Origin of the sequence: Streptomyces sp. Y7 (assembly GCF_043195415.1) — a bacterium.
Classification (GTDB): Bacteria; Actinomycetota; Actinomycetes; order Streptomycetales; family Streptomycetaceae; genus Streptomyces.
The window spans coordinates 266,878-279,709 of sequence record NZ_JBIDDQ010000003.1 but is presented as its reverse complement, the minus strand read 5'-3'; the positions used below and the strand labels follow the sequence as shown (position 1 = coordinate 279,709).

General features: G+C 72.0%; 15 protein-coding genes. 6 read left to right on the top strand and 9 right to left on the bottom strand.

Annotated features, from left to right (window positions below):
- Positions 1-52 precede the first annotated feature (52 nt).
- A complete protein-coding gene (locus ACGFW6_RS12350) occupies positions 53-241 on the top strand; it encodes a hypothetical protein (RefSeq protein ID WP_393507408.1) in 189 nt (62 codons plus the stop codon).
- On the opposite strand, the gene ACGFW6_RS12345 is transcribed toward ACGFW6_RS12350, so the two are convergent.
- Positions 201-608 carry a hypothetical protein gene (locus ACGFW6_RS12345; protein WP_393507406.1) on the bottom strand — a complete coding sequence of 136 codons (408 nt, stop codon included), beginning with the start codon at positions 606-608 and terminating at the stop codon, positions 201-203. The two genes, ACGFW6_RS12350 and ACGFW6_RS12345, sit on opposite strands and share 41 nt — an antisense overlap.
- Positions 609-999: 391 nt before the next feature.
- Between ACGFW6_RS12345 and ACGFW6_RS12340 the strand changes: the two genes are divergently transcribed.
- Positions 1,000-1,413: an FxLYD domain-containing protein gene (locus ACGFW6_RS12340; protein WP_393507404.1), complete on the top strand. Its 414-nt coding sequence runs from the start codon at positions 1,000-1,002 to the stop codon at positions 1,411-1,413.
- A gap of 64 nt (positions 1,414-1,477) precedes the next feature.
- On the opposite strand, the gene ACGFW6_RS12335 is transcribed toward ACGFW6_RS12340, so the two are convergent.
- From ACGFW6_RS12335 to ACGFW6_RS12305, 7 genes are all read right to left on the bottom strand, one after another.
- On the bottom strand, positions 1,478-2,260 hold the full coding sequence (locus ACGFW6_RS12335) for an ABC transporter permease (RefSeq protein WP_393507402.1): 783 nt from the start codon (positions 2,258-2,260) through the stop codon (positions 1,478-1,480).
- Positions 2,257-3,243: an ATP-binding cassette domain-containing protein gene (locus ACGFW6_RS12330; RefSeq protein WP_393507837.1), complete on the bottom strand. Its 987-nt coding sequence runs from the start codon at positions 3,241-3,243 to the stop codon at positions 2,257-2,259. Before ACGFW6_RS12330 ends, ACGFW6_RS12335 begins: the two co-directional genes overlap by 4 nt.
- Before the next feature lie 154 nt (positions 3,244-3,397).
- On the bottom strand, positions 3,398-4,240 hold the full coding sequence (locus tag ACGFW6_RS12325; RefSeq protein ID WP_393507400.1) for a DUF4097 domain-containing protein: 843 nt from the start codon (positions 4,238-4,240) through the stop codon (positions 3,398-3,400).
- An 81-nt stretch (positions 4,241-4,321) separates the two neighbouring features.
- On the bottom strand, positions 4,322-4,840 hold the full coding sequence (locus tag ACGFW6_RS12320; RefSeq protein WP_393507398.1) for a toxin-antitoxin system HicB family antitoxin: 519 nt from the start codon (positions 4,838-4,840) through the stop codon (positions 4,322-4,324).
- Positions 4,841-5,058: 218 nt separating this feature from the next.
- Positions 5,059-5,865 (bottom strand): carboxypeptidase regulatory-like domain-containing protein, encoded by an 807-nt coding sequence (locus tag ACGFW6_RS12315; RefSeq protein ID WP_393507396.1) that lies wholly within the window; start codon positions 5,863-5,865, stop codon positions 5,059-5,061.
- A gap of 160 nt (positions 5,866-6,025) precedes the next feature.
- Positions 6,026-6,322 carry a hypothetical protein gene (locus tag ACGFW6_RS12310; RefSeq protein WP_393507394.1) on the bottom strand — a complete coding sequence of 99 codons (297 nt, stop codon included), beginning with the start codon at positions 6,320-6,322 and terminating at the stop codon, positions 6,026-6,028.
- A gap of 118 nt (positions 6,323-6,440) precedes the next feature.
- Positions 6,441-7,139: a TetR/AcrR family transcriptional regulator C-terminal domain-containing protein gene (locus ACGFW6_RS12305; RefSeq protein ID WP_393507392.1), complete on the bottom strand. Its 699-nt coding sequence runs from the start codon at positions 7,137-7,139 to the stop codon at positions 6,441-6,443.
- 154 nt (positions 7,140-7,293) lie between these two features.
- On the opposite strand from ACGFW6_RS12305, the gene ACGFW6_RS12300 reads away from it, so the two are divergent.
- From ACGFW6_RS12300 to ACGFW6_RS12290, 3 genes are all read left to right on the top strand, one after another.
- The gene (locus ACGFW6_RS12300; protein ID WP_393507390.1) at positions 7,294-8,229 is read left to right on the top strand and encodes an ATP-binding cassette domain-containing protein; all 936 of its coding nucleotides are present in this window, start codon (positions 7,294-7,296) and stop codon (positions 8,227-8,229) included.
- A gap of 47 nt (positions 8,230-8,276) precedes the next feature.
- The gene (locus ACGFW6_RS12295) at positions 8,277-9,086 is read left to right on the top strand and encodes an ABC transporter permease (protein WP_393507388.1); all 810 of its coding nucleotides are present in this window, start codon (positions 8,277-8,279) and stop codon (positions 9,084-9,086) included.
- 178 nt (positions 9,087-9,264) lie between these two features.
- Positions 9,265-9,915 carry a DUF4142 domain-containing protein gene (locus ACGFW6_RS12290; RefSeq protein ID WP_393507835.1) on the top strand — a complete coding sequence of 217 codons (651 nt, stop codon included), beginning with the start codon at positions 9,265-9,267 and terminating at the stop codon, positions 9,913-9,915.
- Between the two features lie 11 nt (positions 9,916-9,926).
- Here ACGFW6_RS12290 and ACGFW6_RS12285 read toward each other — a convergent pair whose 3' ends face one another.
- On the bottom strand, positions 9,927-11,591 hold the full coding sequence (locus ACGFW6_RS12285; RefSeq protein ID WP_393507386.1) for a glycoside hydrolase family 13 protein: 1,665 nt from the start codon (positions 11,589-11,591) through the stop codon (positions 9,927-9,929).
- Positions 11,592-11,839: 248 nt separating this feature from the next.
- Here ACGFW6_RS12285 and ACGFW6_RS12280 point away from each other — a divergent pair, with 248 nt between their 5' ends.
- Positions 11,840-12,772: an LAETG motif-containing sortase-dependent surface protein gene (locus ACGFW6_RS12280; RefSeq protein ID WP_393507384.1), complete on the top strand. Its 933-nt coding sequence runs from the start codon at positions 11,840-11,842 to the stop codon at positions 12,770-12,772.
- The last annotated feature ends 60 nt before the right edge of the window (positions 12,773-12,832 follow it).

The window sequence follows — 12,832 nt, the reverse complement described above, 5'->3', positions numbered from 1 at the left end:
CCACGTCCCGATGCCACCCTGTCCTCACACGGACAGGGTGGCTGGGGGTTGATTGAGCAGGCGACGCTTCGTGGCCAGGGGTGTGCCCGGCGGCTATCGCATCTGGGACAACCACGGCCGCCGGTTCTGGGGCGACCTCTACGAACTCTGCCCCGACGACCTGCTGACCGAGCTGAACGGCCGCAAGGACCCGGCCAGGATCAGCGCGCTGCTGAAGCGTTACCGCGCCCTGAGGCGCTAGCCGTACCGGAGGCGTCCGGGGCCAGGGCGAGGGCGAGGATCACGAAGAAGTCGATGCCCACCATGACCACCGACCAGACCGGGGTGTACGGCAGGAACAGGAAGTGGGCGACCATGCTCAGGGACGCCAGGAAGATACCGGTGATCCGCGCCCACCAGGCGCCCTGAAGGACGCCGGCGCCGACACCGACGGCGAGGACGCCGAGACCGAGCAGGATCCAGCCCCAGGCCGTGAGGTTGGCCTTGAAGACGTAGTCGCCGATCCGGGCGTACACGTCGTCCTGGGCGATGGCGGAGATGCCCTGGAGGATGGCGAGGAGCCCGTTCACCAGCAGCAGCACACCGGCGAAGACGAGTGCGCCGGTCATTCCGCCGGAGCTGGGGGCGCCCCCGGGCGCGGTGCCCGGCGCGGTGCCGGCTGCGGCGGAGGGCCAGGTCGCCCGGGACGTGTCCGATCCACCGGGTCCGCCCGCCGTCCCGGTTCCCGGAGGGCTATGGGCGGCATCGCTCGCATGCGACTGCGACTGCTGCTGGCTCATGGCTGCCGTACCCCACTTCTCGCGTGTTCCGCGGTCGGGTTCTGCGATCGGTACGACGATCGGCGGCCCGGGGCGCGCCCACCACGGGGGAGACGCCGATCGGGTGAGGTCCGGAGTGCGAAGGGGGCCGCGCGGATCTTCACTGGAAGGACCGGAACGCACCCTTGGAGCCCGCATGCCCGCTCACCGCCCCCGCCGGAGAACGACCACGCCCCTCCTGATGACCGCCGTCCTCGCGGTCTCCGCGCTGACCTCCTGCTCGGACGACGACACGCCCGCCTCGGTGGCCAGCAAGGCGGCGTCGGCCTACGCCTCGGCGACGGCGGAGGCGGGCCGCCGGCTCGACGACATCAAGGGCGGCATCGACGCCAAGAGCTCGGTGCGGCTGGGCGACCCCTCGACCGACTCCGACGGCCGGGCGACGGTGGAGGTCACCGCGCAGAACACGACCGACTCGACGAAGTCCTTCGCCGTCCAGGTCAACTTCAAGGACGAGAACGGCAATCTGCTCGACGCGTCCGTGGTGACGGTGTCGGACGTCGCGGCGAACGAGTCGGGCAGGGGGACCGCCCGCAGCACCCGCGACCTGAGCGGGGACGTACGGGCGGAGGTGGAGCGGGCGGTGCGCTACTAGCCGCCTCCGGGCACGGGTACGGCTCCGGGTTCGCACCCGGAGCCGGAGTTGTGGGTATGTCCGTTCAGCGCTTGGTGGTGCTGCTGAACAGCGAGCGCGACCAGAGGTAGCCGACGAGGGCGATGCCGGCGCACCAGGCGAGCGAGATCCAGCCGCTGTCGCCGATCTCCGAGCCGGAGAGCAGACCCCGCAGCGTCTCGGTCATCGGCGTGAACGGCTGGTTCTCCGCGAACCAGCGCAGGCCCGGGGCCATCGAGCCGGCCGGTACGAAGGCGGAGCCGAGGAACGGCAGGAACTGGATGAGCAGCGGCTTGTTGCTCGCCGACTCGACCGTCTTGGAGATCAGCCCGAGCGCCGCCGACAGCCAGGCCACCGCGAACGCGATGGCGGTGACCAGTCCCGCGGCCGCGAGCCACTCGACGGGGCTCGCGTCCGGGCGGAAGCCGAGCGCGAGCGCCACGACCACCACCAGGACCAGGCTGACCACCGTCGTCAGGACGCTGCCGACGACATGCCCCGTCATGAACGAGGAGCGCGTGATGTTCATGGTGCGGAAGCGGTTGATGATGCCTTCGGTCATGTCCTGGCAGACCGCGATCGAGGTGGACATGGCACCGGCCGCGACGCCCATGATGATGATGCCGGGCGTCAGATACTCCAGATACGCGTCCCGGCCGCCGCCCATGCCGGCGCCGATCGAGTCCCCGAAGGCGTACACGAACAGCAGCAGCATCAGCAGGGGCATCATGACCGGGCCCAGGGACACGGCGGGATAGCGCAGCGCGTGCTTGAGGTTGCGCCGCAGCATCGTCCTGGAGTCGTGCACGGCGTGGGCGAGGGTGCTCATCGCAGGGTCTCCTTCATGTGGAGCGGGGTGCCGGAGGTGCCGTCGCCGGTCAGGGCGAGGAACACGTCGTCCAGGTCGGGGGTGTGCACGGAGAAGTCGGCGGCCCGGATGCCGGCGGCGTCCAGCCGGTCGAGGAGGACGCGCAGCGCGTCGAGGCCGCCGTCGCCGGCCACGCGCAGGGCGAGGTTCTCGTCGTCGCGGGCGGCGCCGGGGAAGGCGGCGCCCGCACGCTCGTACGCGTCGGGCTCGGTGAACCGCAGGCGGACGTGGCTGCCGGGGATCCGCGCCTTGAGTTCGTCGGCGGTGCCCTCGGCGACGATCCGGCCGCCGTCGAGGACGGCGATCCGGTCGGCCAACTGGTCGGCCTCCTCCAGGTACTGGGTGGTGAGGAAGACGGTGACACCGCCGGCGACCAGCGAGCGCACCGTGTCCCACATGGTGCGGCGGCTGCGCGGGTCGAGTCCGGTCGTCGGCTCGTCCAGGAAGATCACCTGCGGGTCGCCGACCAGGGTCATGGCGAGGTCGAGGCGGCGGCGCATACCGCCGGAGAAGGTCGCGGCCCGCTTCCGCGCGACGTCCGCGATCTCGAACCGCTCCAGCAACTCCCTGGTGCGCGCCCTGCCTTCGCTCCGGCCCAGACGCAGCAGGTCGGCCATGAGGAGGAGGTTCTCCTCGGCGGTGAGCAGGTCGTCGAGCGCGGCGAACTGCCCGGTGACGCCGATCGCGGCCCGTACCCCGTCCGGTGACGTGGCGACGTCGTGCCCGGCCACCTGGGCCTGGCCGCCGTCGGCGGCGATGAGGGTGGACAGGATCTGCACCGTGGTGGTCTTGCCGGCGCCGTTCGGGCCGAGCAGCGCGAACACGGAACCGGCGGGGATGCGCAGGTCGATGCCGTCGAGGACGGTCTTGTCGCCGTACGACTTGCGCAGGCCGATGGTGGAGACGGCGGCGGGCGTGTCGCCGCCCCGCCTGGGCGTGGGCATGACAGATGAAGGCATGGAGCCCTCCCGTTGAAGGCTGAAGGGGGTCTGGAAACGCGGCGGTCGGCGAGGCCCGGGTTCAGGCGCGGGCGCGGCGGACGTAGAGCGAGGCCCGGGTTCAGGCGCGGGCGCGGCGGACGTAGAGCGAGGCCCGGGTTCAGGCGCGGGCGCGGCGGACGTCGATGTTGCCCCAGCGGGTCCGCGCCCGGACCTGGACGGTGTCCTCGCTCGCCTCAGGGGCCTCGGAGGCGGTGAGCGTGTTGCGCACCTGCCCGCGCTCGGAGCTGACGTCGAGCCAGGCGGCGGTGCCCTCGCGGACGCCGACCTCGATGAGTCCGTAGGCGGTCTCCAACTGGACCGTGCCACGGGCGACTTCGGCGATCCGCAGGCCACCGTGGGCCGTGGTGGCGGTGACCGAGCTCTCGGCGCGGGCGATGTCGATGTCGCCGTGGGCCCCGCTGACCCGCAGCTCGCCGAGCGCGGCGCCGACGGTCGTGGTGCCGTGCGAGTTCTTCAGTACGGCGCTGCCGTCGATGGTGCCGACGCGCAGGCTGCCGGAGCTGGAGGTGATCTCGGCGTCGCCCTCGACCCGGTCGACCCGGATCGAGCTGTGCGAGGCGGTCAGGTGCAGCGGTCCGGTCACATCGAAGCGGATGTCACCGCCCGAGCCCTTCACCCGGACCTCGCCGAGCCGGCCCTCGCCGAGCACCTGGGTCCAGGAGCCGTTCATGTCGACGCGCGAACCCGTGGGCAGTTCGACCGTCACGTCGACGGCGCCGGAGGGCCCGATGAAGCGGCGCTCCTTCGTCCTGACGGTCAGGACGCCGTTCGCGTAGGAGACCTCGGTCTGCTCGGCGGCCTGCACGTCCTTGTCCCGCTTGGGGCTGGCGGGCCGTACCTCGACCACGGTGTCGGGGCGGTCGCCCGCCGTGAAGCGGATGGCGCCGGCGCCCACGTGCGCCGTGACGGAGATCGGCTCGGGAGTGTCGAAAGAAGGCATGGCTGTACCGTCCTCGTGAGTCCTTGGGACGTCCCCGCAGGTGGGACGTGGTGTGGTGGTGGCGCTGTTCGCTCAGGGGGGCTAGCGCACCCAGCCCGTGAAGCTCTGTCCGACGGTGCGGGTGCGCTGCGGGGTACGGGGCTGCGTGCCGCCGTCCACCGCCGCCGACACGGCCCGCACCAGCCACGCGTTGACCGACAGGCCCTCGCGGCTCGCGGCCTCTTCCGCACGCGCCTTGAGGTGGGCCGGCAGCCGCAGATTGACGCGGGCGGTGCCCCCCTCGTCGGCGTCGGCCGGAGCCGGGTGGGCGAGGGCTTCGGCGGGCGCGGCCGGCTCCACGGGGGCGGCGCTGTCGGCGGGCGGCAGCGTCACCAGGAAGTCGGGGTCGAGACCACGCAGTCGTACGTCGACCGAGCCGGGGGCGAGTTCACGGGTGATCTCGTCCATCGCGGCGGAGAGCACGTTGAGCAGGGTGAGCCGGGTCGCCGACTCCAGCGGAGCGGTGAGCCGCTCGGCCAGCTCTCGGGCGTCTTCCCCGCCGGCTTCGGCGGCCACCGCGAGTTCCCGGCGGAGGGTGTCGACATACGGGGTGAGGTCCATGACGCCATCATGGCACCACAATGGCGCCACCCGCAAGCCCGACTGGCACCGGACGTGCGCCACACACGCGACACACCTCTCCGACCTGCGGAAAGGCCGGAGAAAAGGCCGACACCATCACGGCGCCGGACGCACATGAGCCGCACTCGACACCCCACATGACGCCGAGATGGCACCGGATGGCACCACCTCGGCACCACCGATCACCACGGCGGCACCTACAGCCGCCCGCCCCCGCCGTCCGACACCGTGTCGTGCTGCTGCTCCTGCGCGGACCCGCTCACCATGATGTCGATCTGCTCGCTCATCGCGCTGGCCCCGTTCAGGGTGGCCGTCGCCTGGAGCCGGCCCGCCCCGGCCGGGAGCGCGATGCCGGGCACGCAGGACCAGAGGCCGCTCGGTGCCGCGGTCGTCGCGCAGACCTCCTCCTCCAGCGCGTCACGGACCGTGACCTGGGCGCCCGGGTAGGCCGTGCCCGAGGCTTCCGGCGACGCGCTCAGCGGTACGCCCGAGGCGGGGCGGGACAGCGTGGGGGCGGGCAGTCCGACCGTCACGGAGCAGCTGCCGCGCCGGCGCACGGTGCCCTCGGCGTCCCTGAGGGCGAGGGTGCAGTCGGGAAGGCGGGTGCCGGGTTCGGCGTCCGGGGGAAGGGACAGGACGAAGGGAAAGGTGTGCCCCTTCCACGTCGACACCGCCGCCCCCACGAAGGTGTACGTCCCGCTGCTGCCGCCCTCGGCCACCGCGCCCCGGTACCCGGGCCCGGCGAACGGCACGCCCGTCACCCGCGCACCCGCCGGCGCCGTCAAGGTCAGCACCGATCCCTCGCCGAGCGGCTCGCCGTCATAACCGCCGACCTCGACGACACCCTTGTGCCCGGGCTCGATGACCGCGGAGGCCCACAGGCCCCGGTCGTCCGGCCCGGCCGGACGCTCACCGCCGTACGCCGTCGCCGGCCCGGCCATCGCGCCCGCCACCGCGAGCGACCCGAGCAGCGTCGTCTTCCAGGACCTGCGGCACCAGCTCATCGTCGGTGGAGCTCCTCACACACCTCGGCGGCACCCCACCCTCACCCGCGATTCTCACGGCCACCTCCCACGATCACACGCGCTGTTCGGCCGTCCGGGCCGACGGAACGCAGAGCACCACCCGTCCGGGCGCGGAGTGGACGCGGGATCACCCAGCCGGTCAGCCGTCCGTCCCCGTCTCCGCCGCCGCGCCCGGATGCCGTGCCGCCGCCTTCACGTCCGCTTCCGTCTGGCTGCGGGCGACGCCCTGTTCCGCGGCGTGGGCCGTGACGGCCGACTGCACCGCCTCGGCGAGGGTGCGCCAGGTGCGCCAGGCGGCTTCGTAGGTCTCGGTCCGAGACGGGGACCAGGGGGTGCGGGTGGGCGGGCCGTACTCGTCCCGGAGTTCCGCCACCCGGCCGCGGGCCCGGTCCGCCGCCCGCTGCATCGCGACCAGTTCGTCGAAGGTGCGTGCCACGCGTCCGGATCCTCGGGCAGCCGGCCGGCGGCGCCCGGCGCGCCACACCGGCCGCGAGCGCCGCGCGGCCGGATCTCACTCGGACGGAGCCGGCCCCGTGGCGCCCGCCCGCGGCTGCTCAGACCGAGCCGGAGCACGCCGTGAGCCGGGCCTGCAAGCCGTCGAGGATCGTCTCCACGCCGAACGCGAAGACCTCGTCGACCTGTTCCGCGAAGGTCTGCCCCCGCTGCGCCTGCGCCTCCATGCTGGCGCCCAGTCGCGGGTACTTCGCCGCCAGGGCGTTGATCTGCGCGACGGCCTCGGCCTCCTTCTCCGGCTGCGCGGCCGCTTCCTGCGACGCCCGTTCCTTGATCTCGGCGACCTCGGTCCCGCTCATGAACGCCAGTCCCGTCACGAACATGAACGGGGTGCTCACGGCCCAGTCGAGGTCCGCGTCCCGGAACCCGGCGGCCTCGAAGGTCTCGTACGCGCACTCCTGGAAGCGGGCCATGCCCTCACCGGCGGCGTAGTAGGTGGTGATCACCCGCACCAGCCACCGGTGCCGGTCGCACAGCCCGCGCACGGCGTGCATGAGCTCGCGCGCCGCCGGCCGCCATCCGACGGCCGCGACGTCCGGCAGCCGGACCTCGCTCCACACCTCGTCGGCCGCGAGGATCAGCAGGTTCTCCTTGTTGCCGACGTGCCAGTACATCGCCGTAGCCGCCGAGCCCAGCTTCTGTCCGAGCTTGCGCATGCTCAGACCGTCGGTGCCCTCGGCGTCCAGCAGCTCGATCGCCGCCCGGACGATCTGTTCTCGGTTCAGGGTCTCTCGCGCCATGGGACAAGCCTAACCGCCACTTGCACACCGTAAAAGTTTCTCGCCGAAAGGACTTGCACACCGTGCAAGTCTGGTTTTACGGTGTTCAAGTCTTCGAGTTGCACACCGTTCAAGTCACGGGACCGCAGCACCGTCCACGTCACCGGGGAGAGTCATGACCGCCATCCACGCAGAGGGCCTGCGCAAGTCGTACGGGGAGAAGCTGGTGCTCGACGGGATCGATCTGCGGATCCCCGAGGCGTCGGTCTTCGCCCTGCTCGGCCCCAACGGCGCCGGCAAGACCACCACCGTCCAGATCCTGTCCACGCTCATCTCCGCCGACGGCGGCGAGGCCCGCGTCGCCGGGCACGACCTCACCCGGCAGGCCGACGACGTGCGCCGCTCGATCGGCGTCACCGGTCAGTTCGCCGCGATCGACGGGCTGCTGACCGCCGAGGAGAACCTCCTGCTGATGGCGGACCTGCACCACCTGAGCCGGCGCGAGGGCCGCCGCCGGGCCGTCGACCTGCTGGAGCGGTTCGACCTGGCGGCGGAGGCGAAGAAGACCGCCGCCACCTTCTCCGGCGGTATGCGCCGCAAGCTGGACCTCGCGATGACCCTGGTCGGCGAGCCGCGGGTCATCTTCCTCGACGAGCCGACGACCGGCCTCGACCCGCGCAGCCGCCGCATGCTGTGGGAGCTGATCCGCGGCCTGGTCGAGGACCGCGGCATCACGATCTTCCTCACCACGCAGTACCTGGAGGAGGCCGACCAACTCGCCGACCGGATCGCCGTGCTGAACGGCGGCCGGATCGTCGCCGAGGGCACCGCCGAGGAGCTCAAGCGCCGCATTCCCGGCAGCCACATCCGCCTCCGGTTCGCAGACGAGCGTCGACTGGACGCCGCCGCCGCGGTGTTCGACGTCGCCCAGCGCGACCCCGAGAACCTCGCCCTGAACGTGCCGGGCGACGGCACCCCCGCGACCGTGCGGGCCGTCCTGGACCTGCTGGAGACCGCCGGCGTCGAGGCCGAGTCCCTCACCGTCCACACGCCCGACCTGGACGACGTCTTCCTCGCCCTGACGGAGACCCGCGCGCCCGCCGCCGCCTGACCGTCACCCCACCCGACCTGTTCCGACCTGCCCCGAGAGGACCCTCGATGGCCACCGCTTCCGCCCCCGCCGCCCCCGCCCGCTCCTACGCCTTCCGCGACTCCATGACGATGCTGCGGCGCAGCCTCAAGCACATGCAGCGCTACCCGTCCCTGACGGTCCAGATCGTCACGCTGCCCGTGCTGATGCTGCTGCTGTTCGTGTACGTCTTCGGCGGCGCGATCGGCGAGGGAATCGGCGTCGGCGACCGGGACGCCTACATCAACTACCTCGTCCCCGGCATCATCGTGATGGCGGTGACCTCCGGCACGATCACCACCGCCATCTCCGTGTGCACCGACATGACCGAAGGCATCATCAACCGCTTCCGCACCATGGCGATCTCACGCAGTTCGGTGCTCACGGGCCATGTGCTCGGCAACATGGTCCAGGTCGTGGCCATCCTCGCCCTGGTGACCGCGGTGGCGTACGCGATCGGCTTCCGCCCGGACGCGACGGCCGTCGAATGGGCCGCCGCCCTCGGCCTGCTGATGCTCCTGGCCTTCGGCCTGAGCTGGCTGTCGGCCGCGATGGGCCTGAACTCCAAGACCGTCGAGGCCGCGAGCAACGCCCCGATGCCGCTGATCTACCTGCCCTTCCTCAGCAGCGCCTTCGTCACCCCCGACTCGATGCCCACCGGACTGCGCTGGTTCGCCGAGTACCAGCCCTTCTCCCCCATCAACGAGACCCTGCGCGGCCTGCTCCTCGGCACCGGCATCGGCAACGACGCCTGGATCGCGGTGGCCTGGTGCGTGGGCCTCGCCCTCGTCGGCTTCCTGTGGTCGCGGGCGACGTTCCGCAAGGTCGCCGAGCGCTGAGCCGCCCGGCCGGCGCTTTACGGAGCCGATGCCAAGCCAAAAGGTTTCCCGTGCCCCACGATCCGTACCTCCGTACGACGAACACGGCCCGTCCCCTTACCCGGGGGCGGGCCCTCGGGCTGATCGGGCAGGAGGCAGCACCGTGCGTATCTCGCGGCACATGACCGGAACTCTCTTCGTGGGCGGCGCCCTGAGTCTCACGCTCGCCGCGCTCGCCTACCCGTCGATGCTCGGCTTCAGCACCGTCTCCAGTTCCGCGGACCATGTCATCGCCCAGACCGCTACGGGGCCGCTGACGGAGGCCGACCGGGACTTCGTGGTGAAGGTGCGGGCGGCCGGGCTGTGGGAGTACCCGGTGGGCAAGCTGGCGCTGCGGAAGGGGACGACGCAGGCGGTACGCACGGCGGGGCAGCACCTGGTCGACGGGCACGCCGCGCTGGACGCCACCGACCGGCGGGTCGCCGCGCGGCTGAACATCACCGTGCCCAACCAGGCCAGCCCTCAGCAGCAGGGGTTCGTCGCCACGCTCGAAGGCGACACCGGCAAGCAGTTCGACAGCGACATGGCGAACATCCTGCGCACCACGCACGGCCAGATCTTCACCACGGTCGCGAAGATCCGGGCGACGACCAGGAACTCCCTGGTCCGGCAGTTGGCGGACCAGGCCAACGACACCGTGCTCGACCACATCGCGGTCATGGAGAAGACGGGGCTGGTCGACTTCGACCAGGTCCTGTTCCAGGAGACGACCCCGCCGAAGCTCCCGGCCGACCAGGTGACCCCGCCCCCTCCGGCGCCGGGCGAGCCACAGGTGACGCTCACGCCGTGACGCCTGCCGGCCTACGCCAGCCAGACCGCCGTGTCCGGGGCCAGCAGCCCGCCTTCGAGCGGACCGCTGGCGAGCAGCACCTCACCCGGCGGCAACCGGACCGGCGTACCGGAGAGGTTGGCCACGCAGCGCCAGCCCGCCGAGCGCGCGAAGTGCAGGACGCCGGGCGGGGCGTCCGGCGCCCACGTCAGGTCCTCGCCGTCCAGCAGCTTGCGGCGCAGGCGCAGGGCCCGGCGGTACAGCTCCAGGGTGGAGCCCTCCACGCCGTCCTGGGCCTCGACGGCGTACGCCGCGAAACCCGACGGCTGCGGCAGCCAGGAACCGCCCGCGCCGAAGCCGTACGACGGTCCGGTCGTCGTCCACGGCAGCGGCACCCGGCAGCCGTCGCGGCCCTTGCGCACCCGGCCCGTCTGTTCCCAGATCGGGTCCTGGAGGACCTCGAAGGGCAGGTCGGCGACCTCGGGCAGGCCGAGTTCCTCGCCCTGGTAGACGTACGACGAACCCGGCAGCGCCAGCATGAGGAGGGTCGCGGCGCGGGCGCGGCGCAGGCCCGCCGCCTCGTCGACGGCCGGGGCGTGCCCGCCGGACAGCAGCCAGGCGTTGTCGTCGGTGCCGGGCGGGAGCATCAGCCGTGAGGTGTGGCGTACGACGTCGTGGTTGGACAGCACCCAGGTGGCGGAGGCGCCTGCCGCGCGGGCCGTGGCCAGGGAGTCGGTGATGATCTGCTGGAGCTCGTCCGCGTCCCACCCGCCCTGCAGATACTCGAAGTTGAAGGCCTGGCCGAGTTCGTCGGGGCGGGCGTACAGCGCGCGGCGGGAGCTCGGGTTCACCCACGCCTCGGCGACGGCCATGCGGGGCGGGCGGTAGGAGTCGAGGATCTTGCGCCAGTCGCGGTAGATCTCGTGGACCTCGTCGCGGTCGTAGAAGGGGTGCGTCCCGGGCGGAAGGTCCGCAAGGGCGTCCTCGCGGCTCAGATCGGGCGCGCCCAGGTCGCGCAGCGGCTCCCTCAGGTCCTTGGCGAGGGCGTGGGCCACGTCGACGCGGAAGCCGTCGACGCCGCGGTCGGACCAGAAGCGCAGGGTGGTGCGGAAGTCGGCGCGCACCTCCTCGTGCTCCCAGTTGAGGTCGGGCTGCTGCGGGGTGAACAGGTGGAGGTACCACTGGCCGTCGGGGACGCGGCGCCAGGCGCTGCCGCCGAAGACGGACTGCCAGTCGCTGGGCGGGAGTTCGCCGTGCGGGCCGCGGCCGTCGCGGAAGACGTAGCGCTCGCGCGCGGCGGAGCCGGGGCCGGCGCGCAGGGCCTCCTGGAACCAGACGTGCTGGTGCGAGGTGTGGTTGGGGACCAGGTCGACCATCACCTTCAGACCGAGGCGGTGGGCCTCGGTGACCATCGCGTCGAAGTCGTCGAGGGTGCCCAGGCGCGGGTCGACGTCGCGGTAGTCGGCGACGTCGTAGCCGCCGTCGGCCAGCTCGGAGGGGTAGAAGGGGCTCAGCCACAGGGCGTCCACGCCGAGGGCGGCCAGGTGGGTGAGGCGCTCGGCGACGCCCTTGAGGTCGCCGAGACCGTCACCGTCGCCGTCGGCGAAACTGCGGGGGTAGACCTGGTAGATGACGGCCTGGCGCCACCAGTCGGGGTTGCTGGACGAGAGGTCGGGCGTGGTGGTGCGGACGGTCACGCGGTCTCCTCGGGGTTGTACGGGCGACAGTGAGAACTCTGTCCAGTTGGCCGGAAAAGCGAACACCGCGAAGAGCGGATCGGATCATTCCGAGCGTGACGGAATTGTGATTGCCCTTTGAACTTCCCTTGCGTCACCGCAGGTTGACAGCGTTCTTCCGTCGCCCGACGATGTGCTCACGCTGTGGCGCATGTGACCAATGAGCCCAGTGTTTCTTCTTCGACCACTCACCCCTTGAGGGGATACGCATGTCCATAGCGAGACGTGTCATCGCGCGACGCCTGCTGGGGACGGGTGCCGCGTCGCTCGCCCTGTGCGCGGCCACCGTCGCCTCCGCTTCCGGCGCCTGGGCCCACGGGTCGCACGGCGGTGACGGCTGGAAGTCCGGCGGCACGTACCGGCCCGGCACCGGTGCCGGCACGGAGACGGCCACCGACCGCTGCCAGTTCTCGCTCGACGGCACGAACTTCTACGACTCGGTCAAGGTCGACGACCAGAACCTGAAGGTCACCGACGACGGCAAGGCGCACATCACGGTACGGGCCGCCGCCGACGCGACGACCTGCACGGCCTCGCTCGCCTCCTACCTCGCCCACGGCGCGACCTTCGCGACCTCCGGTGAGCAGGTCTTCGTCGACTTCGACACCGTCACGGTCAAGCCGGGCGGCACCGACAGCCTCGACATCGCCGTGCCGGACGCGGGCTGCTTCGCGCAGATCGACCTGTACCGCGGTGCGGTCAAGTTCGACGGCAAGCTCGACGCGAACGACGGCTTCGAGCACGGTGACCTGCCCAAGGGCCCGGACCGCCCGGTCATCAAGGACAAGCTGATCGCGGCCTGGAACGGCGGCACGAAGGACTGCACGACCGAGCCGCCGGCGACCGAGGAGCCCCCGACCACCCCGCCGGCCGAGCCGTCGGAGCCGGCCACCGACGAGCCGTCGACCCCGGCCGAGGAGACGACCCCGCCGGCCTCGGACACCCCCTCCACCGAACCCCCGTCCCCGCAGCCCTCCGACTCCCCGTCGGCCCCCGCCCCGTCCCCCAACGGCGACGACGACCTCGCCCGGACGGGCGGCAGCAGCGCGACCGGCCCGATCGCCATCGGCGCGATCGTCCTGGTCGCGGGCGGCGCCGCCTTCGTGGTGGCCTCCAAGCGCCGCCGCACGACCAACTCCTGACCAACGACACGAGCAGGGGCCCGGGGGTGATCCCCGGGCCCCTGCCGTATGCAACGGACG

Excerpts from the sequence above, each read along its gene's own strand:
- ACGFW6_RS12345 (WP_393507406.1), bottom strand. The coding sequence starts at position 608 with ATGACCGGCGCACTCGTCTTCGCCGGTGTGCTGCTGCTGGTGAACGGG.
- ACGFW6_RS12340 (WP_393507404.1), top strand. The coding sequence starts at position 1,000 with ATGACCGCCGTCCTCGCGGTCTCCGCGCTGACCTCCTGCTCGGACGAC.
- ACGFW6_RS12335 (WP_393507402.1), bottom strand. The coding sequence starts at position 2,260 with ATGAGCACCCTCGCCCACGCCGTGCACGACTCCAGGACGATGCTGCGG.
- ACGFW6_RS12330 (WP_393507837.1), bottom strand. The coding sequence starts at position 3,243 with ATGCCCACGCCCAGGCGGGGCGGCGACACGCCCGCCGCCGTCTCCACC.
- ACGFW6_RS12325 (WP_393507400.1), bottom strand. The coding sequence starts at position 4,240 with ATGCCTTCTTTCGACACTCCCGAGCCGATCTCCGTCACGGCGCACGTG.
- ACGFW6_RS12320 (WP_393507398.1), bottom strand. The coding sequence starts at position 4,840 with ATGGACCTCACCCCGTATGTCGACACCCTCCGCCGGGAACTCGCGGTG.
- ACGFW6_RS12315 (WP_393507396.1), bottom strand. The coding sequence starts at position 5,865 with ATGAGCTGGTGCCGCAGGTCCTGGAAGACGACGCTGCTCGGGTCGCTC.
- ACGFW6_RS12305 (WP_393507392.1), bottom strand. The coding sequence starts at position 7,139 with ATGGCGCGAGAGACCCTGAACCGAGAACAGATCGTCCGGGCGGCGATC.
- ACGFW6_RS12300 (WP_393507390.1), top strand. The coding sequence starts at position 7,294 with ATGACCGCCATCCACGCAGAGGGCCTGCGCAAGTCGTACGGGGAGAAG.
- ACGFW6_RS12295 (WP_393507388.1), top strand. The coding sequence starts at position 8,277 with ATGGCCACCGCTTCCGCCCCCGCCGCCCCCGCCCGCTCCTACGCCTTC.
- ACGFW6_RS12280 (WP_393507384.1), top strand. The coding sequence starts at position 11,840 with ATGTCCATAGCGAGACGTGTCATCGCGCGACGCCTGCTGGGGACGGGT.